The following is an 18409-nucleotide window of genomic DNA, read 5'->3' as shown; positions in this document are numbered from 1 at the left end:
CGACGGATGTGCACATTCGAGTAGGCGACTACTTGCCGTGTCGGCGCGTACTCCCGTGACGATTGGTTCAGTTATTCGTCAGCCCGGCCGCACCTCGGTATCCGGTTCGGTCGGTGCTCTTATTCGAGGGGGTATGGCATGGCTGAATCGATCGTCGGGCCGCTTGACATCAACGGCACCAACGGAGACATCGGCGTACTTCGGGTGAACGGAAAGTCGCTGGCATCAGATGCTTCTCAGGAGCATGGTGAGATCGCCTGCGGACATCTCACCGCCCACGGCGACAAGGCCACCGGCGCGCCGGCGGCGAACTTCGGCAGTCATGTCGGGGTGGATGGGAACATCGATGTGACGGGTCGGGTCAATGCCGGGACGGTGCGGGCGACCAAAGATGTTCAGACGGCGCATGTGTCGGCCAGTGGCAACAAGGCCACCGGTGCGCCGGCGGCGAATTTCGCCAGTCATGTCGGGGTGGATGGGAACATCGATGTGACGGGTCGGGTCAATGCCGGGACGGTGCGGGCGACCAAAGATGTTCAGACGGCGCATGTGTCGGCCAGTGGCAACAAGGCCACCGGTGCGCCGGCGGCGAATTTCGGCAGTCACGTCGGCGTGGACGGGAACATCGACGTGACCGGCGACATCCGGTTGATGGGGGCCGACTGCGCGGAGAATTTCGATGTCTCCTACGACGGTGAGATCACCGCGGGCTCGGTGATGGTGATCGACGAGAACGGCGGGCTGACCCCGTCGTCGCGGCCCTACGATCGGCGCGCGGTCGGCGTGGTGTCCGGTGCGGGTAGCTATCGGCCTGCCGTCATCATGGACACCGCGGGGGCGGCCGAGCGCCGGTGTGCACCCATCGGGCTGATCGGCAAGGTGTACTGCAAGGCCGATGCCACGTCCGCGGCGATCGAGGTCGGTGATCTGCTGACCACGTCCGCGGTGTCCGGGCACGCGATGAAAGCAGTCGATCCGGCTCGGGCGTTCGGCGCCATCGTGGGTAAGGCACTCGGTCCGCTGCCCGAAGGCGTCGGACTGATCCCGATGCTCGTATCGCGGCAGTGAGACGCACATGACCATCTCACTGCGCAAAGTGGCGGCCACCCACGGTTTCACCGGTCGGGTGTTCGTGTGCAGCGACCTGCTGGGCTTCGAAGGCGGTCACCTGCCTGGCGCGCTCGTGCCGACCCGGCCGCGGCCGCAGCTCAGCCTCAAACAGCACGTCCAGTTGTTCCGGACGAGTCATTTCGATGTCCATTTGATCTTCGCGGGCTCCGATCTGCTCACCACGGCAGATCACGACGCCATCAACTACGCGATCTTCCGGATGCGAACCATCTATTACGCCAACGGGATCGGTATCGGCCGAGTCAGTTGGCAGATGCTCACGGCGGCGAATTCATCCGGGCACGCCACCGTGACGACCGAAGCCGACATCGTGAGCACCGGGACCGACCTCACCGCCGACGGCGCCTTTGTGCCCGTCGTGATCCCGGCGAACATGAATGTCACGACGACGGCAGCCGACGGCTCTGTCAGCGTGACCCTGGGAAAGTCACCGGTTGGCGGGCCATGCACCCCGCGCAACGGAACCGGTATGCGCTCGGCGGTCGTGGCGCTCGCCGGTGAGGGGACGGGCCGTAGCTTGGCCCACGAGGTGGGGCACTACCTCGGCGCATCCCATCCCGGGACCGCCGACAACAGCCTGATGACCCAGACCGGCAGTGTCACCAGCGGTGACCCGTTCAACGCGGTGACAATAAATACTGATGACAGAAGGACGATGGTCGGCCACTGCACGATGAAGGCCGGTACGTCGTCCGCGGTGGAGGTGTGAGAGCGATGACGGATTCGGTGACATATCATCCCGACGATTTCTCGGTGGACGATCTGGTCGGCGCCGTGCACGGGCGAAGTGGGGCGCTGACCCCGCAGGTCGCGGTGGCTTTGTTGCGCGCCAAGCTCGGCGACGGCGCGCTCGACACGCTCACCTCGGTGGCGCAGGACACCGCGCTGGACCGCCGGGTGAGGTCGGCCGCCGTGCGCGAACTGGCGTCCTTCGACGTGGCCCGCGGCACCCTGCAGGAGCTCGCGACCTCCGCGGACGTGCTGGTCGCAGAGGCGGCGGTGAACGCTCTGCAGCGGTGATGCGCGCCGTCAGCCGGCGGTGGCGACACCGACATCGCGCAGTGCCGCCAGGTCGGCCGCGCCGCAGCCGTGCAGGCAGATGCGCAATTCGGCGATGAAGCGCTGCAGCCAATCCTGCACGGCCGCAGCGGATTCGATCGCGGGCACCAACAGCGGCCGGGCAACGGCCACCACATCGGCGCCCAGCGCGATCGCCTTGGCGGCGTCCATCCCGGTGCGGATACCGCCGGAGGCCACCAGGGGCATACCCGGCAGCGTCCGGCGCACCTCCACCAGGGCCTGCGCGGTGGGGATGCCCCACTCGGCCAGTTCGGGGTCGTTGATCCGCCCGTAGCGGACGAACTGCTCCACCCGGGCCCAGGACGTGCCGCCCGCGCCGGCCACGTCGACCGCGGCGATCGGGACCCCGGCCAGTTGCGCGGCGGCCGCCGCCCCGATTCCGTGGCCGACCTCCTTGAGCAGCACCGGATAACCGATGGAGGCGGCCAGTTCGTGGAGCCGCTGGACCGATCCGGTGAAGTCGGTGTCCCCGCCCCGCTGTACCGCCTCTTGTAGTGGATTGGTATGTACGGCAAGGGCGTTGGCGCCCACCTGACCGAGCGCCTCGCGCAGCTCGGGCACCACGGCAGGGCCCAGCTGGGCCAGCCCGATGTTGCCCACCAACAGCACGTCGGGGGCCACGTCACGAACCCGGAACGTCGGTGCCAGATCGTCGCCGAGCATGACCCGCTGCGAACCGAGCATCATGCCGATCCCCAGCGCCTGGGCGGCGGCGGCCAGGTTGCGGTTGATCGTGCCGGACAGTTCGGAGCCGCCGGTCATGGAACCGATCAGCACCGGCGCCCGCAAACCGACGCCGAGGAAATCGGTGCTCAGGTCGATCTCGGCCAGGCTGGTCTGGGTGAGCGCGTTGTAGGGCAACCGGTAGCGCTCCAGGCCGGTGCGCACCGTCTGGTACTCGACGGGCTCGGACAGGCACACGTCGATATGGCGGCGTTTGCGAACCTGGATGCCGTCGTCAAAGCCGGGGCCGATCGTCATTGGACCGCCCTGAGACAATGGCGGCGTGTCAGATGCTCTGTGGATCGCACTTGCGGTCATCGCCGTTCTGGTTGTCGCTGCGCTGGTTGTCGGGCTGGTGCGTTACCGGCGCCGCCAGATCAGCCTATCCAAGCAGGACACCGCCACCCCGATCGATCGTTCCGGCGGTTACACGGCGGCCTCGGGCATCACCTTTGCCGAGGCCCCGACCGTCGATGGAGCCCCGCCGACGGGTACCGGCCTTCCCGGGGTCGGCGATGACGCCGCGGTGCCCCGCGACGCGCCGAAACGCACCATCTCCGACGTGGCGCTGCCCGAGCCGCCCGTCGAGGTGGCCGAGCCCGCACCTGAACCCCTGCCCGAGCCCACCCCAGCACCTGAGCCCGAGCAGGCGCCCGCACCGGCCATCGAGGAGATCGCCCCGAGCGAGGGCCGGCTGGAGCGGTTGCGCGGCCGATTGGCGAAATCGCAGAACACGCTGGGCCGGGGGGTCCTGGGCCTGCTCGGTGCCGGCGATCTGGACGAGGAGTCGTGGGAGGAGATCGAGGACACCCTGTTGATCGCCGACCTGGGCCCGGTGGTCACCCAGTCCGTGATCACCGCGCTGCGCGAGCGGATGGCCAGCGCCGGTGTGCGCACCGAGGCCGATGCCCGTGCCGTGCTCAAGGAGGTTCTGGTCGCCGAACTGCGCCCGGAGCTGGACCGCTCCATCAAGGCACTGCCGCACGCGGACAAGCCGTCGGTGCTGCTGGTGGTCGGGGTGAACGGCACCGGCAAGACGACCACGGTCGGCAAACTGGCCCGCGTCTTGGTCGGTGACGGCCGCCGGGTGGTGCTCGGCGCGGCCGACACCTTCCGCGCCGCCGCGGCCGACCAGCTGCAGGCCTGGGGCTCCCGGGTGGGTGCCGAGGTGGTGCGCGGACCCGAAGGGGCGGACCCGGCGTCGGTGGCCTTCGACGCCGTCGACCGGGGCATCGCGACCGGCGCCGATGTCGTCGTGGTGGACACCGCGGGTCGGCTGCACACCAAGACCGGGCTGATGGATGAGCTGGGCAAGGTCAAACGCGTGGTGGAGAAGCGCGCCAAGGTGGACGAGGTGCTGTTGGTGCTGGACGCCACCATCGGCCAGAACAGCCTGCCGCAGGCCAAGGTGTTCGCCGAGGTCGTCGCCATCACCGGGGTGGTGCTGACCAAACTCGACGGAACCGCCAAGGGCGGCATCGTCTTCCGCGTGCAGCAGGAATTGGGCGTGCCGGTGAAGCTCGTCGGCCTCGGCGAGGGGCCCGACGATCTGGCTCCGTTCGAGCCCGGCGCGTTCGTCGACGCGCTCCTGGTGTAGCCCCAAAGCACACAAAGGCGCAGCGTGTAACACCGGTGAAACCAAACGGGCCGATCCGTTCACGCGCACGAAACGCAGGCGCGTCCTAGGCGAAACAACTACTCAGCAGAGTTCCCTACCAGGTCAACGGTGCCTAACCGTGGCATGTCGAAGGAGGAAGCTGGGAGTGGACGGATTTCCGATGATGGGTATACCGGACACCGGTGATACCGCATGGATGCTGGCAAGTGCCGCACTCGTGCTGTTGATGACGCCGGGGTTGGCGTTCTTCTACGGCGGCATGGTGCGCGCCAAGGGCGTGCTCAACATGATCATGATGAGCATCAGCTCGATGGGTGTGGTCACCGTGCTGTGGGTGCTCTACGGCTACTCGCTGGCCTTCGGCAACGACAAGTTCAATCTGTTCGGGGATCCCACCCAGTACTGGGGACTCAAGGGCCTGATCGGCGGCACCTACCTGCAGCTGCATCCCGAGGACGCGGCGGTGGCCATCCCGCTGGCGGGCACCATTCCCCAGACGGTGTTCGTGGCCTTCCAGGCGATGTTCGCCATCATCACCGTCGCCCTGATCTCCGGCGCGGTGGCCGACCGGCTGAAGTTCGGCGGTTGGCTGCTGTTCGCGGGGCTGTGGGCGACCTTCGTCTACTTCCCGGTGGCGCACTGGGTCTTCGCCTTCGACGGTGTCACCGCCGAGCACGGTGGCTGGATTGCCAACAAGCTCAAGGCGATCGACTTCGCCGGCGGTACCGCAGTGCACATCAACGCCGGTACGGCCGGTCTGGTGCTGGCCATCATCCTGGGCAAGCGCCTCGGCTGGCCGGGCACCCCGATGCGGCCGCACAATCTGCCCTTCGTGATGCTGGGCGCCGGTCTGCTGTGGTTCGGCTGGTACGGCTTCAACGCCGGTTCGGCGGTGGGCTCCAACGGTATTGCGGGTGCGACGTTCATCACCACCACCGTGGCGACCGCCGCTGCCATGCTGGCCTGGCTTGTCACGGAACGCATTCGTGACGGCAAGGCCACCTCGCTGGGTGCGGCCTCGGGCATCGTCGCAGGCCTGGTTGCCATCACCCCGTCGTGTTCGTCGGTCAACGTGCTCGGCGCGTTGGTGATCGGTGTGGTCGCCGGTGTGGCGTGTGCGCTGGCCGTCGGCCTGAAGTTCAAGCTGGGCTTCGACGATTCGCTGGACGTGGTGGGTGTCCACCTGGTCGGCGGCATCATCGGCACCCTGATGGTCGGCCTGGTGGCCGCACCCGAGGCGCCTGCCGCGGTGGCGGGCCTGTTCTACGGTGGCGGATGGGATCAGCTGACCAAGCAGGCCATCGGGGCGGGTGCTGTTCTCGTCTATTCGGCGGTCGGTACGGCTATCTTGGCGTTGATCGTGAAATACACCGTGGGGCTGCGTCTCGACAAGGAAGAGGAGGCATCCGGCATCGATGAGTCCGAGCACGCAGAAAGCGGTTACGACTTCGTGGCTGTCGGAACCGGTTCTGTTCTTGGTCGTCACGGCGCGGAGGGATGAGGAAAATGAAGCTGATTACTGCGATCGTCAAACCGTTCACCCTGGAAGACGTCAAGACCGGTCTGGAGCAGACGGGCATCCTCGGGATGACCGTCAGCGAGGTACAGGGCTATGGACGGCAGAAGGGCCACACCGAGGTCTACCGTGGCGCGGAGTATTCCGTGGATTTCGTGCCGAAGGTGCGGGTCGAGGTCGTCGTGGACGACTCCGCCGTCGACAAGGTGGTGGACGTCATCGTCCAGGCCGCCCGGACCGGGAAGATCGGCGACGGCAAGGTGTGGGTCAGTCCCGTCGACACCGTGGTGCGGGTGCGCACCGGTGAGCGGGGAGCCGACGCCCTGTGACCCAGCGGTGAGCTGAGGGGTGCTCTCCCGGCCGGTGCAGTGATTGATCGTGATAGGAACGGCCGGGGGAGGACCGAGATGACAGAGCACACGCCAGATTCCGCCGACGAGCGCTCGCGCGAGGAGCAGATCACCACCGCCGGGGCGTCCCGATGGGAGGCCCCGGCGGCGGGATCGCTGCGTCCGGCAACGGATCTGGCCAAGGCGTCCGAGCAGCTCCTGGTCGGCGGTGGCCGCCAGCTCGATTCGGCGGCGTTGCGTGACGCCTTGCTCGACCTGAACGAATTCTGGCTGGCCACCAAGGCGACCGAGATCGGCATCACCGCGACGAGCGGTTTCGCGATCGTCGCGACCGGCGGCCTCGGCCGCGGTGAGCTGTTGCCCTATTCGGACCTGGATCTGACCCTGCTGCATGACAACATGCCTGCCGAGATCGTCAGCCAGGTCGCCGAACTTCTGTGGTACCCGTTGTGGGACGCGAACATTCGTATCGACCACAGTGTGCGGACGGTACCGGAGGCCCTCAAGGTCGCCGGTGAGGATGTGTCCGCCGGGCTGGCGATGCTCGATGCCAGGCACATCGCCGGTGATCAGGAACTCTCGTCGCTGTTGATCGGTGGGGCGCGACGGCAGTGGCGTACCGGGATCGCGCCGCGGTTCGACGAGTTGGTCGAACACGCCCAGGCACGGTGGCAGCGCAGCGGGCAGATCGCGCACCGCGCCGAGCCGGATCTGAAGAACGGCCGTGGCGGTCTGCGTGACGTCCAGCTACTCAACGCCTTGGCCATCGCGCAACTGGCCGACGTGTATCCCAGCCGGATGCTGGCGTCACCGACCGGAACGCTGGGCGGTGCCCATCTGTCGTTGCTGAATGTGCGCACCGAGCTGCACCGCATTTCGGGACGTGGCCGTGAGCAGGTGCTGGCGCAGTATGCCGACGAGATCGGCGCCTCGCTGCGGATCGGGGATCGGTTCGACCTGGCCCGGGTGCTCTCCGATGCCGCCCGCACCGTCAGCTACTACGTGGACGCGGGTATTCGCACGGCCGGGAATGCACTGCCGCGCCGCGGATTCGCGGCGCTGCGCCGGCCCGCCCGCCGTCCGCTCGACGAAGGGGTGATCGAGTTCGCCGGTGAGGTGATCCTGGCTCGCGACGCCCGCCCGGAACGCGATCCCGGCCTCATCCTGCGGGTTGCGGCGGCCTCGGCCACCACCGGGCTGCCGATGGCGGCTTCCACGCTGAGCCGGCTCGCCGGCGCCGCACCGGAACTGCGTGCGCCGTGGCCGCGTGCGGCGCTCAAAGACCTGCTGGTGATGCTGTCGGCCGGCCCGGCCGCGGTCGCCACCGTGGAGGCACTGGACCGGACCGGGCTGTGGGGGCGGCTGTTCCCCGAATGGGGTGCGGTGCGCGACCTGCCGCCGCGCGACGTCGTGCACATCTGGACGGTGGACCGGCACCTGATCGAAACCGTTTCGCGGGCAAGTGCTTTCACCACCCGGGTGGCGCGGCCGGACCTGCTGGTGCTCGGTGCGCTGCTGCATGACATCGGCAAGGGGCGCGGGGGAGACCACAGCGTCATCGGTGCTGAACTGGCCAACCAGGTCGGGACCCGGCTGGGGTTGTGGCCATCGGATATCGAGGTGCTGTCCAAGATCGTCCGGTATCACCTACTGCTGCCCGACACGGCAACCCGCCGAGACCTGCAGGACCCCAAGACCATCGACCGGGTGGTGGACGCCCTCGGCGGCGATCCCGTCCTGCTCGAGCTGCTCCAGGCGCTGGCAGAGGCGGATTCGCTGGCCACCGGTCCCGGCGTGTGGGGGGACTGGAAGGCGTCCCTGATCGGCGATCTGGTCCGGCGTTGCCGGCTGGTGATGGCCGGTGAGCCGTTGCCGCAACCCGATCCCATTGACCCGCAGTATCTTTCCCTGGCCGCCGAGGGCGGCGTGCATGTCGACCTGGTGCCCGGGGACGGGGCGCACATCCACAACGTGACGATGATCGCGCCCGATCGCCGTGGCCTGCTGTCCAAAGCGGCCGGGGTGCTGGCGCTGAATTCACTGCGGGTGCATTCGGCTTCGGTCAACAGTCGCCAGGGGATGGCGATCAACACGTTCGTGGTGTCACCGCATTTCGGCTCGCCCCCGGCGGCCGAACTGTTGCGCCAGCAGTTCATCCTGGCGCTGGACGACGAACTCGATGTGGTCGAGGCACTGGAGCGCCGCGATCGGGACGCGGCGGCGAACACGCGTGCCGGTGAGGTCGCCTCGGCGGTCCCGGTGAATCAGGTCAGTGCGCCGCCGCGGATCCTGTGGTCCGATGGCTCCGGTCCTGGCGAGTTCATCATCCAGATCCGCGCCGCGGACCGGACGGGTCTGCTGGCCCGGCTCACCGCGGTGATCGAACGCGACGGGCTGGATATCGCGTGGGCCAAGGTCACCACGCTGGGGTCGGCGGTGGTCGACGTGTTCTGCATCGCGGTGCCGTCCCTGGCCGGTGCCGACGACCCGGCCCGGGCCGCGGCGATCCGCGCCGAGCTTGAGCGTGACCTGTTCGCGGTGCTGCCCACGCCGCCGAAGAAGGTGTCGGAAGCCAGTTAGCCGGTGTGCTGAAGGCCGGTGCGGGCCAGGCACGTTTCGGCGAGCTCGTCCAGTGACAGCGGCAGTACGCGGGCCAGCGCTGCGATGGTGCTGAACGCCGGGGTCGCCAGTCGGCCGGTCTCGATCTTGCGAAGTGTCTCGGGGGAAATCGCCGCTTCCTCGGCCACTTCGGCGAGCGTGCGGCTTCCCCGGGCAGCGCGAAGCTGCTCTCCCAGGCGTTTGCCTGCGGCGAGTTGTTCTGCGGTCAGCGGGAGACGCACCATGGCGCCATCCTACTGACATCGGTATGAAAATACCGATTCATCGGCTAGCTTGGTATTTTCATACCGCTGAGGAGGCGTGGCTTTGTTTGAGTTGAAGACAGCGCGGGAGATCGCGGCAATGGACGTCACCGGCACGTTCATCGCCGAGTTGCTCGACGATTTGACCGGACGGGCGCGTCCGGGGGTGAACCTGCTCGATCTCGAGGAGCGCGCCCGCGTGCTGATCGCCGAGCGCGGCGCGCAATCCTGCTACTGGGACTATGCGCCGTCGTTCGGGCGCGGACCGTTCCGGAATGTGATCTGCCTTTCGGTGAATGACGCGGTGCTGCACGGGCTTCCGCATGACTACCTGCTCGCCGACGGTGACCTGCTGACCATGGACATCGCGGTGTCGATCGACGGATGGGTCGCCGATTCGGCGCGCAGCATCATCGTGGGCACCCCGCGAGAAGCGGATCGACGCCTCATCACAGCCACGGAGGAGGCGCTCGCGGCGGCCATCGCCGCGGCGGTGCCGGGAAATCTCCTCGGCGATATCTCTGCCGCCATCGGAGCCGTGGCGGACGGTTACGGGTACCCGGTCAACACCGAATTCGGCGGACACGGGCTCGGGCGCACCATGCACGAGGATCCGCACGTCCCCAACACCGGGCGGCGGGGACGGGGGCTCAAGCTGCGTCCCGGACTGACCCTCGCGCTCGAACCATGGTTCGCCGCGGGCACCGACCGCATCGTCTACGACCCGGACGGTTGGACCATCCGGTCGGCGGACGGGTCGCGGACCGCCCACAGCGAACACACCATCGCGATCACCGAGGGTGCGCCCCTGGTGCTCACGTCGCGGGAACGGGTCACGGCCTCGGTGTGATGCGGCGGTAGCGGCATCTCGCTCAGCCGGCGGTCACCGTCACCCAGGTGCTGTTCACCGCGGCGGTCCCGGTGAACGCGTCCACCCGGGCGGGGTCGTGCAGCACGTTGACGTTGGCTCCGGGCAATGCGCGCGCATGGCGCCAGCCGGTGCCCTGGTGACCCCAGCCGTGCGGTACCGCGACCGTGCCCGCCCGGATGTCCTCGCTGATATCGAGTGGTACTTCGATTTCGCCCACTGCCGAGGTGACCCGGACGGTGTCACCCTGGCCGAGCCCGCGGGTCCGCGCATCGTCGGGATGCATCAGCGCGGTGCACTTGTTGTTCCCGCCGGTCATCGTCGGCACATTGTGCAACCACGAGTTGTTGCTGCGCAGCTGCCTGCGCCCGATGAGCTGAAGATCGTAGGTGCGCGCCGCCCCGTCGTCGTGCCTGCCCAGATACGCCGCGGCCGCATCGACGAATTCGGCCGGCGCCAGCGCGACCTTGCGGTCGCCGGTGGCGATGACCTTGCCCAGTCGTGGCTGCAGCGGGCCCAGATCAACGCCGCCCGTGCTGGAGCGCAACCCGCGCATCGTGATTCCCTTGCGGCCGTTGCGGATCCGCCCGTACGGTCCCGTCAGCAGGGCGAGTCCGGCCAGCCGTAGCGGGTTGGCGAACTCGATCAGCCTGGTGCGCACCGGTGCAAGCAACTGACGAATCGGTGCGGGGAGCAGCTCCATGGTGAGCCGGCTGAGAATCTGCCAGTCCTCCAATGCATCGGCGGGCGGGTCGAAGGACCGGTGCTGGAACCGGATGTTGTTGCGCACACTGAAGATCGTGGTCAACAGCGCGACATCTTCGCGTTCCAGCGGCGACACCGGCGGCAGGATGAAGTCCGCATGCCGGGTGGTCTCGGTGACGTACATGTCCACCGCCACATACAGATCCAGGTTCGACAGGGCTTCGTCGAGGCGTCCCGCCTGCGGGATCGAGGACACCGGATTGCCGGCATAGGTGATCATCGCCCGGATCTGACCCTCACCGGGGGTGAGCATCTCGTCGGCCATCACCACGGCGGGCAGTTCGGCCCGGAACGACTTGTGCCGGCCGGAGCGGTCTGACCACCGCCCGTGCCCGACGGGAACGTACCGCGCGGCGCGGGGGACGTCGAGGATCGGGGTGGAGAACATCGTGCCGCCGGCCCGGTCCAGGTTGCCGGTCACCGCGTTGATCACCATGACCAGCCAGCTCACCAGCGTTCCGGTCTCCTGTTGGCAGATGCCGATCCGGGCATACATCGCGGCGGATTCGGCGGCGGCGTGCTCGCGTGCCAGCGCGCGGATGGTGTCCGCGTCCACGCCGGCCCGCTCGGCGACGGCGTCCGGCGCGGCGTTGCCGACCAGCGCCGCGAGTTCGGCCCAGCCGGACGCCTGCCCATCGACGACCGCGGTGTCACAGAGGTTCTCCTCGATCAACACGTGCAGGATGCCCAACAGCAGGTAGAGGTCGCCGCCCGGGCGCACCGCGACGTGCTGGTCGGCGAGGCGGGCCGTCTCGGTGCGGCGCGGGTCGATGACGACGACCTTGCCGCCGCGGTCGCGCACCGCTTTGATGCGGCGTTTGGCCCCCGGCATGATGGACAGCGAGCCGTTCGAGACGGCCGGATTGGCGCCGATGATCACCAGCCGCTGCGTGCGGTCGATATCGGTGATCGGGATCAGCATGTTGGAGCCGAACACCCGCCACGCCGCGTACTCGTGCGGCATCTGATCGATGGACGACGCCGAGAAGAAGTTGGGCGTCAACAGGGCCAGTCGCAGCAGCAAACCGTAGGCCGCACCGGAGCTGTGCGCGGCGGGATTGCCGAGGTACATCCCGAGCGACCGGACCCCGTGCGCCTTGCGGATCCGGCGTAGTCGCACCCCGATCTCGGCGAACGCCTCGTCCCAGCCGACCGGTTCGAATCCGTCCCCGACCCGCCGCATCGGGGTGCGCAGCCGGTCCGGGTCGTGGTGCAGGGCACCCATGGCCGTGGCCTTCGGACAGATATAGCCCTTGGAGAAGACGTCATCGGGATTGCCCTCGATCCGGCTGACCTTTCCGTCGGTCACCGTCACGTGGATGCCGCAGTGTGCCTCGCACAGGGTGCACTGGCTGATATGGGTGGTAGCGCTCACGGCAGGTGGCCCTCCGACGATATCTGTCTCGATGCGTTGACAGATTAGCGCCGACGACTCGCCTGAGACCAGAGTGCACCGCGACCGTTAGGCTTACCAGGTGTTTGAATCGCTGTCTGACCGGTTGACCGGTGCACTGCAGGGCCTGCGCTCCCGGGGTCGGCTGACCGACGCCGACATCGACGCGACCGCCCGCGAGATCCGGTTGGCGCTGCTCGAAGCCGACGTCTCGCTGCCGGTGGTGCGCGCCTTCGTCGCCCGGATCAAGGATCGCGCCAAGGGCGCCGAGGTCTCGGGTGCGTTGAACCCGGCCCAGCAGGTCGTCAAGATCGTCAACGAGGAGCTGGTCGGCATCCTGGGCGGCCAGACCCGCCAGATCGCCTTCGCCAAGACTCCGCCCACGGTCATCATGCTCGCCGGCCTGCAGGGTTCGGGTAAGACCACGCTGGCCGGCAAGCTCGCGAAATGGCTGAAGGCACATGGCCACACACCGCTGCTGGTGGCGTGTGACCTGCAGCGGCCCGGTGCGGTGCACCAGCTGCAGATCGTCGGTGAACGTGCCGGGGTGTCGGTGTTCGCGCCGCACCCGGGCGTGTCGCCCGACGGGGTCACCATCGACCAGATGACCACCGGCGATCCGGTCTCGGTGGCCGCCGCCGGCCTGGCCGAGGCCAAGGCCAAGCACTTCGACGTCGTCATCGTGGACACCGCGGGCCGCCTCGGTATCGACGAGCAGCTGATGGCCCAGGCCGCCGCCATCCGCGACGCCGTGCAGCCCGACGAGACGCTGTTCGTGCTGGACGCCATGATCGGTCAGGACGCGGTCACCACCGCCGAGGCGTTCGGCGCCGGGGTCGGGTTCACCGGCGTCGTGCTGACCAAACTCGACGGTGACGCCCGTGGTGGTGCCGCGCTGTCGGTCCGCGAGATCACCGGTGTGCCGATCCTGTTCGCGTCCGCGGGGGAGAAGCTCGAAGACTTCGACGTCTTCCACCCCGACCGGATGGCCAGCCGGATCCTGGGCATGGGGGACGTGCTCACCCTGATCGAGCAGGCCGAGCAGGTCTTCGATCAGCAGAAGGCCGAGGAGGCCGCCGCCAAGATCGGCTCCGGCGAGCTGACCCTGGAGGACTTCCTGGAGCAGATGCTGGCCATCCGCAAAATGGGTCCGATCGGCAACCTGCTGGGCATGCTGCCCGGCGCCGGCCAGATGAAAGAGGCGCTGGCCGCCGTCGACGACAGCCAGCTGGACCGGGTGCAGGCGATCATCCGCGGCATGACACCGGCCGAACGGGCCGACCCCAAGATCATCAACGCCTCGCGGCGGCTGCGCATCGCCAACGGTTCCGGGGTGACCGTGTCCGAGGTCAATTCGCTGGTCGACCGGTTCTTCGACGCCCGCAAGATGATGTCGCAGATGGCCGGTCAGATGGGAATGCCGTTCGGCCGCAAGAGCTCGCCGCGCAAGGCGGCCAAAGGCAAGAACAAGCAGGCCGGCAAGAAGAAGGGCCGTCAATCAGGGAACGGGCCGACGCCGCCGAAGAATCCGATCGGCGCCGGTCTACCCGCGGGTTTCCCGGACCTGACCAACATGCCCAAGGGCCTGGACGAGCTACCGCCAGGTCTGGCCAACATCGACCTGTCCAAGCTGAAGTTCCCGGGTCAGAAGTAGGCCGATGAGCACACTGCATGTTCGCGGCCGGGGGCTTCCCGACGGCGAACCGGTGCAGTGGTGGATACACGACGGTGTGCTGTCGGCGGAGCCGATTGCCAACGCCGCCAGTGTGTTCGACGGCGGCTGGATCATCCCGGGCCTGGTCGACGCGCACTGCCATGTCGGTCTGAAACCCGGCGGGCCCACCACGGTCGAGGAGGCCGTCGAACAAGCCGAGACCGAGCGCGGTGCCGGCGCACTGCTGCTGCGCGATGCCGGATCCCCCGTGGACACCCGCAGCTTCGACGACCGCGACGACCTGCCGCGGATCATCCGGGCGGGCCGCCATCTGGCCCGGCCCAAGCGCTATATGCCGGGTCTGCCCATCGATATCGACGACGAATCGCAGCTTCCTGCCGCGGTCGCCGAGCAGGCCCGCTGGGGCGACGGCTGGGTGAAACTCGTCGGGGACTGGATCGACCGGGAGATCGGCGATCTGGCTCCGTTGTGGTCCGATGACATCCTCACCGCGGCCATCGACGCCGCCCACGCCAACGGCGCCCGGGTCACCGCCCACGTCTTCGGCGAGGATGCGTTACCCGGGCTGATCAAAGCCGGGATCGACTGCATCGAGCACGGCACCGGGATCACCGGTGACGTCATCGACCTGATGCGCGAGCACGGGACCGCGCTGGTGCCCACCCTGATCAACATCGAGAATTTCCCCGGGATCGCCGACGCCGCGGTCAAGTACCCGACCTACGCCGCGCACATGCGCGAGCTCTACGCCACGTGTCATGACCGGGTCGGCGCCGCACACGAAGCGGGGGTGCCGATATATGCCGGCACCGATGCCGGCGGGATGATCGCGCACGGCCGGATCGGCGACGAGATCGCTGCGCTGCGCGGTGTCGGGCTCGACCCCACCGACGCACTGGGGGCGGCGTGCTGGGACGCGCGGGCGTGGCTGGGCCGGCCGGCGCTGACGCACGGAGCGTCGGCGGATCTGTTGTGTTTCACCGAGGATCCGCGGGTGGCCGGTGTGAGTCACCCAGATTTGGTGGTGCTGCGCGGGCGGGTGTACTAGTACACGTCACGCACGTAGCGGTGTGACTTGATCAGGTCGTTGACGTAGGCGTGCGCGGCATCGGAGTCCATGGCGCCGCCGCGGGCCACCACCTCGTGCAGCGCCGCGTCGACATCCTTGGCCATCCGGTCGGCATCCCCGCACACGTACACATACGCTCCGTCGGCGAGCCAGCCGAACAACTCCTCGGCGTGCTCCGACATCCGGTGCTGCACATACACTTTGGCTTCCTGATCGCGCGAGAATGCCAGGTCCAGTCGGGTCAGCGCGCCCGAGGCCACAAACTCCTGCAGCTCCTCGCCGTACAGGTAGTCGGTGGCGCGACGGCGGTCACCGAAGAACAGCCATGAGCGCCCCGTCGCGCCGGTGGCCGCCCGCTCCTGCAGAAACGCGCGGAATGGGGCGATGCCGGTACCGGGCCCGATCATGATGATCGGCACGTCGGGCGCGGGCAGCCGGAAGTTGTGGTTGGGGCGCAGGTGTACCCGCACCTTCTCGGTGCGGTCGGCCAGATACGTCGACGCGACACCGGTGTGGTCGCGGTCGGCCCCGGCGTAACGCACCGTGGCCACCGTCAGGTGGATGTGCCCCGGATGGGCCAGCGGGCTGGAGGCGATCGAGTAATCGCGGAAAGTCAACGGGCGCAGGCTGTCCAGCACGTCGTCGACCTTGAGGTCGGCGCGCTTGATCAAGTCGAGGACGTCCTCGCCGTAGGCGGCGGGGCCGGCCAGGTCCTGCAGCGCCCGGGACGGGGTCCGGATCTCCAGGCGTTCGGTGAGCAGTACGCCGACGGGTTCATCGTGGCCGGCAACGGTGTGGTCGGCTCCGACGCCCAGTTGGGTGAGGATCGCCTCGACCAGTGCGGGATCGTTGGTGGCGTGCACGGCCAGCGAATCACCGGCCTGGTAGGCGATTCCGGACCCGGCGAGATCCACCTCGTAGTGGCGCACCTCTTTGTCGGATCCGGCGCCGGTCAGCAGGCGATTGACCGTCAGTGGCGCTTCGAACACCTCGTGCCGTTCCCGCGCGGCGGGGGTCTGCACCGGCGCGGCGGGAGCGCTTTCGGCGGTCATCATCTTGACCACATCGGTGGTCCAGGCTTTGGCCGGCTGTTCATAGAAGCCGTCGACGTCCACCCGGTCGACCATTCGGGTGGCGCCCAGAGCCTCGAGTCGTTCATCGAGCAGTTTGCCCGCGTTGCAGAACAATTCGTAGGAGGTGTCGCCCAGCGCCAGCACCGCGAAACTGAGGTTCGGCAGCGGGTCGTCGCTGGCCTGCAACGCCTCCCAGAACAGGGTTGCGGTGTCGGGGAACTCGCCCTCGCCGAAGGTCGAGACGACCGAGACGAAATGCGTGGCGGTCTGCAGTTCGGCCAGTTCGACCTGATTGAGTTCGATCGCTTCGGCCTGGATCCCGATGGCCGCCACCGACTCGGCGAAGGTCATGGCCGCGTCCTCGGCGTTGCCCATGTCCGTGCCGTAGGCGACGATCAGCGATATCTCCGCGGTGCCGGTCAAATCCGTTCCCCTCAATCGTGCGTATGCAAAATTAGGGTTACCTTACTTGGATGGGATCGGTTTCGGGAACTTCCCCTATGCCGTGCGGCTGAAACCCCAGTCGAGCAGGCTGACCGCCTGCCCGTACAGATCGCCGTTACCGTACATCTGGACCACCACCAGCCGGCGGTCACCGCGTTGGGCGGCGCCTACGTAGGTGTGCTGGGCCAGGTTCGTGTACCCGGTCTTACCGCCGAGGTCGCCCGGGTAGCGACGCAGCAGCTCATTCTGATTGGTGAGCGTGCGGCCAGGGAAATCCGCCGACGGCTGCCGCATGATTTGCGCGATCAGCGGATAGCCCAGCGCCGCCCGGAAGATCACCGCCAGATCGTGCGGGGTCGTCACCGTCTCCCAGCCCGGTCCGTCCAGCCCGGACGGCGACGCGGCCTTGGTGTGCCGGGCGCCCAGTTGCTGGGCCTTGGCGTTCATCCGCGCGACCGCGATCCGCTGGCCGCCGAGCATATCGGCCAGCATGTTCGCGGCGTCGTTGCCCGACACCATCAGCAGCGCCTCGAGCAACTGCCGGGTGGTGTAGGCCTGCCCGGGTTGCAGCCCGACGCAAGAACATTCGACCTTGGTGTGGGAGGCATTGGCGCGGGCGAAATTATCCGGGCGCAGGTTGTCGAGCACCACGGTGGCCAACAGCACCTTGATCGTGCTGGCCGGGGCGTAGCTGCCGTACGGGTCCGACGACGCCAGCACCGCGCCGGTGTCCAGGTCGGCCAGCAGCCAGGCCTTGGCCGGGCCGTTGGCGAAGGCCTGCGCACCGGCGGGTTCGGCGCCGGGTTGGGCGTCCGACTGGGGCGTGGCGACACCGAGAGTCAGAACCGTACCCGCGGCCAGCAGTGTGGCCGTCAACAGTCTTCGCACGCGCGATGAGGTTACGGAGCACAGGACTCGCTCAGTGCGCGGTCAGGTTGCCGTTCGGCATCGACTCCACGCCTCAGAGTGCGCCGACCCCCGTGGTCCCGCGGTCCTGCGCGAAGCCCCAGTCGAGCAGTGCGGACGCCTGATCCCAGTAGGTCGGTCCGCCCTCCCTGACCAAACCGTGCATCAGCACCACCACCAAGCGCCTGCCGTCCCGCTGCGCGGCGCCGACGAAGGTCTTGCGGGCCAGATCGGTGAAACCGGTCTTGCCGCCCAGCATGCCGGGGTAGCGCGCCAGCATCTCGTCCTGGTTGACCAGCACCCGGTTGCCGGTCTTGGCCGGGAATACCGCGGTGGGTTGTGCGGTGATCTCGGCGAACACCGGATGGGCCAGGGCCGCGCGGAAGATCACCGCCAGGTCGTGCGGAGTGGTCCAGACGTCGATCCCGGGGCCGTCCAGCCCGGACGGGCTGCCCGCCGTGGTCGAGGTCGCGCCGACGGATACCGCCTTGGCCGTCATCTTCGCGATCGCCGCGTCGCGGCCGCCGAGCATGGTGGCCAGCGTGTTGGCGGCGTCGTTGCCCGAGACCAGCAGCAGGCCCTCCAGCAGCTGACGCGCGGTGTACGTGACCCCAGGCGCGACACCGGCGCAGTTGCATTCGACGACGGTGTCGGCCGTATCGGCGACGACGGTGGCATCGAGTGGGAGTTCGTCTAGCACCGTCAGCGCCAGCAGCACCTTGATGGTGCTGGCCGGGGCGAACCGGCCGAACTCGTTGCGGGCCGCCAGCACCGCGCCGTTGTCGAGATCGGCGAGCACCCACGCTTCCGCGGGACCCTCAGGAAGGGCGGTGGCGCCGGCGGGTACCTCGACGTCGGCCAGGGCTGCGGGGGCGCCGGCGGCGGCGATGACGGTCAGCCATGTCAGCAGGACGGTCAGGAATCTCCCCATGGAATG

General features: G+C 68.1%; 16 protein-coding genes. 10 read left to right on the top strand and 6 right to left on the bottom strand.

Going from position 1 to position 18409, the window contains the following annotated elements:
• Positions 1 to 138: 138 nt before the first annotated feature.
• From ACXPWS_RS20630 to ACXPWS_RS20620, 3 genes are read left to right on the top strand one after another with little or no spacing between them, the layout of a single operon-like run.
• Positions 139 to 1068: a hypothetical protein gene (locus ACXPWS_RS20630; protein WP_458708434.1), complete on the top strand. Its 930-nt coding sequence runs from the start codon at positions 139 to 141 to the stop codon at positions 1066 to 1068.
• A gap of 7 nt (positions 1069 to 1075) precedes the next feature.
• Positions 1076 to 1840 carry a hypothetical protein gene (locus ACXPWS_RS20625; RefSeq protein WP_458708433.1) on the top strand — a complete coding sequence of 255 codons (765 nt, stop codon included), beginning with the start codon at positions 1076 to 1078 and terminating at the stop codon, positions 1838 to 1840.
• A 5-nt stretch (positions 1841 to 1845) separates the two neighbouring features.
• Positions 1846 to 2151 (top strand): hypothetical protein, encoded by a 306-nt coding sequence (locus ACXPWS_RS20620; RefSeq protein WP_458708432.1) that lies wholly within the window; start codon positions 1846 to 1848, stop codon positions 2149 to 2151.
• A gap of 9 nt (positions 2152 to 2160) precedes the next feature.
• Here the strand turns inward: ACXPWS_RS20620 and fni are convergent, their stop codons facing one another.
• Positions 2161 to 3192: a type 2 isopentenyl-diphosphate Delta-isomerase gene (gene fni / locus ACXPWS_RS20615; protein ID WP_458708431.1), complete on the bottom strand. Its 1032-nt coding sequence runs from the start codon at positions 3190 to 3192 to the stop codon at positions 2161 to 2163.
• Between the two features lie 25 nt (positions 3193 to 3217).
• Here fni and ftsY point away from each other — a divergent pair, with 25 nt between their 5' ends.
• From ftsY to ACXPWS_RS20595, 4 genes are all read left to right on the top strand, one after another.
• A complete protein-coding gene (ftsY, locus tag ACXPWS_RS20610; protein ID WP_458708430.1) occupies positions 3218 to 4531 on the top strand; it encodes a signal recognition particle-docking protein FtsY in 1314 nt (437 codons plus the stop codon).
• A 166-nt stretch (positions 4532 to 4697) separates the two neighbouring features.
• On the top strand, positions 4698 to 6053 hold the full coding sequence (locus ACXPWS_RS20605) for an ammonium transporter (RefSeq protein ID WP_458708429.1): 1356 nt from the start codon (positions 4698 to 4700) through the stop codon (positions 6051 to 6053).
• A 5-nt stretch (positions 6054 to 6058) separates the two neighbouring features.
• Positions 6059 to 6397, top strand: coding sequence for a P-II family nitrogen regulator (locus ACXPWS_RS20600; protein ID WP_003881099.1), 339 nt, complete (start codon positions 6059 to 6061; stop codon positions 6395 to 6397).
• Between the two features lie 78 nt (positions 6398 to 6475).
• Positions 6476 to 8998 (top strand): [protein-PII] uridylyltransferase, encoded by a 2523-nt coding sequence (locus ACXPWS_RS20595; protein WP_458708428.1) that lies wholly within the window; start codon positions 6476 to 6478, stop codon positions 8996 to 8998.
• Here the strand turns inward: ACXPWS_RS20595 and ACXPWS_RS20590 are convergent.
• The gene (locus ACXPWS_RS20590) at positions 8995 to 9261 is read right to left on the bottom strand and encodes a helix-turn-helix domain-containing protein (protein WP_458708427.1); all 267 of its coding nucleotides are present in this window, start codon (positions 9259 to 9261) and stop codon (positions 8995 to 8997) included. The two genes, ACXPWS_RS20595 and ACXPWS_RS20590, sit on opposite strands and share 4 nt — an antisense overlap.
• Before the next feature lie 82 nt (positions 9262 to 9343).
• On the opposite strand from ACXPWS_RS20590, the gene map reads away from it, so the two are divergent.
• On the top strand, positions 9344 to 10129 hold the full coding sequence (gene map, locus ACXPWS_RS20585) for a type I methionyl aminopeptidase (protein WP_458713624.1): 786 nt from the start codon (positions 9344 to 9346) through the stop codon (positions 10127 to 10129).
• 22 nt (positions 10130 to 10151) lie between these two features.
• On the opposite strand, the gene ACXPWS_RS20580 is transcribed toward map, so the two are convergent.
• Complete coding sequence (locus tag ACXPWS_RS20580; protein WP_458708426.1) at positions 10152 to 12287, bottom strand: molybdopterin-dependent oxidoreductase; 2136 nt, start codon at positions 12285 to 12287, stop codon at positions 10152 to 10154.
• A 100-nt stretch (positions 12288 to 12387) separates the two neighbouring features.
• Between ACXPWS_RS20580 and ffh the strand changes: the two genes are divergently transcribed.
• Together ffh and ACXPWS_RS20570 are read left to right on the top strand one after the other, a co-directional pair.
• Positions 12388 to 13959: a signal recognition particle protein gene (gene ffh, locus ACXPWS_RS20575; RefSeq protein WP_458708425.1), complete on the top strand. Its 1572-nt coding sequence runs from the start codon at positions 12388 to 12390 to the stop codon at positions 13957 to 13959.
• 4 nt (positions 13960 to 13963) lie between these two features.
• Positions 13964 to 15028, top strand: coding sequence for an amidohydrolase family protein (locus ACXPWS_RS20570; protein ID WP_458708424.1), 1065 nt, complete (start codon positions 13964 to 13966; stop codon positions 15026 to 15028).
• Here ACXPWS_RS20570 and ACXPWS_RS20565 read toward each other — a convergent pair.
• From ACXPWS_RS20565 to ACXPWS_RS20555, 3 genes are all read right to left on the bottom strand, one after another.
• Positions 15025 to 16545 carry a diflavin oxidoreductase gene (locus tag ACXPWS_RS20565; protein ID WP_458708423.1) on the bottom strand — a complete coding sequence of 507 codons (1521 nt, stop codon included), beginning with the start codon at positions 16543 to 16545 and terminating at the stop codon, positions 15025 to 15027. The genes ACXPWS_RS20570 and ACXPWS_RS20565 overlap by 4 nt on opposite strands.
• Positions 16546 to 16620: 75 nt before the next feature.
• On the bottom strand, positions 16621 to 17454 hold the full coding sequence (locus ACXPWS_RS20560) for a D-alanyl-D-alanine carboxypeptidase family protein (RefSeq protein ID WP_458708422.1): 834 nt from the start codon (positions 17452 to 17454) through the stop codon (positions 16621 to 16623).
• A gap of 73 nt (positions 17455 to 17527) precedes the next feature.
• Positions 17528 to 18403: a D-alanyl-D-alanine carboxypeptidase family protein gene (locus ACXPWS_RS20555; RefSeq protein ID WP_458708421.1), complete on the bottom strand. Its 876-nt coding sequence runs from the start codon at positions 18401 to 18403 to the stop codon at positions 17528 to 17530.
• Positions 18404 to 18409 lie beyond the last annotated feature (6 nt).

It is taken from the genome of Mycobacterium sp. BMJ-28, assembly GCF_054404835.1.
The sequence above is the reverse complement of the archived record's forward strand: the minus strand, read 5'-3'. Positions and strand labels throughout refer to the sequence as shown.

Excerpts from the sequence above, each read along its gene's own strand:
- ACXPWS_RS20620 (WP_458708432.1), top strand. The coding sequence starts at position 1,846 with ATGACGGATTCGGTGACATATCATCCCGACGATTTCTCGGTGGACGAT.
- ACXPWS_RS20570 (WP_458708424.1), top strand. The coding sequence starts at position 13,964 with ATGAGCACACTGCATGTTCGCGGCCGGGGGCTTCCCGACGGCGAACCG.
- ACXPWS_RS20600 (WP_003881099.1), top strand. The coding sequence starts at position 6,059 with ATGAAGCTGATTACTGCGATCGTCAAACCGTTCACCCTGGAAGACGTC.
- ACXPWS_RS20630 (WP_458708434.1), top strand. The coding sequence starts at position 139 with ATGGCTGAATCGATCGTCGGGCCGCTTGACATCAACGGCACCAACGGA.
- ACXPWS_RS20625 (WP_458708433.1), top strand. The coding sequence starts at position 1,076 with ATGACCATCTCACTGCGCAAAGTGGCGGCCACCCACGGTTTCACCGGT.
- fni (WP_458708431.1), bottom strand. The coding sequence starts at position 3,192 with ATGACGATCGGCCCCGGCTTTGACGACGGCATCCAGGTTCGCAAACGC.
- ACXPWS_RS20555 (WP_458708421.1), bottom strand. The coding sequence starts at position 18,403 with ATGGGGAGATTCCTGACCGTCCTGCTGACATGGCTGACCGTCATCGCC.
- ACXPWS_RS20595 (WP_458708428.1), top strand. The coding sequence starts at position 6,476 with ATGACAGAGCACACGCCAGATTCCGCCGACGAGCGCTCGCGCGAGGAG.
- ACXPWS_RS20590 (WP_458708427.1), bottom strand. The coding sequence starts at position 9,261 with ATGGTGCGTCTCCCGCTGACCGCAGAACAACTCGCCGCAGGCAAACGC.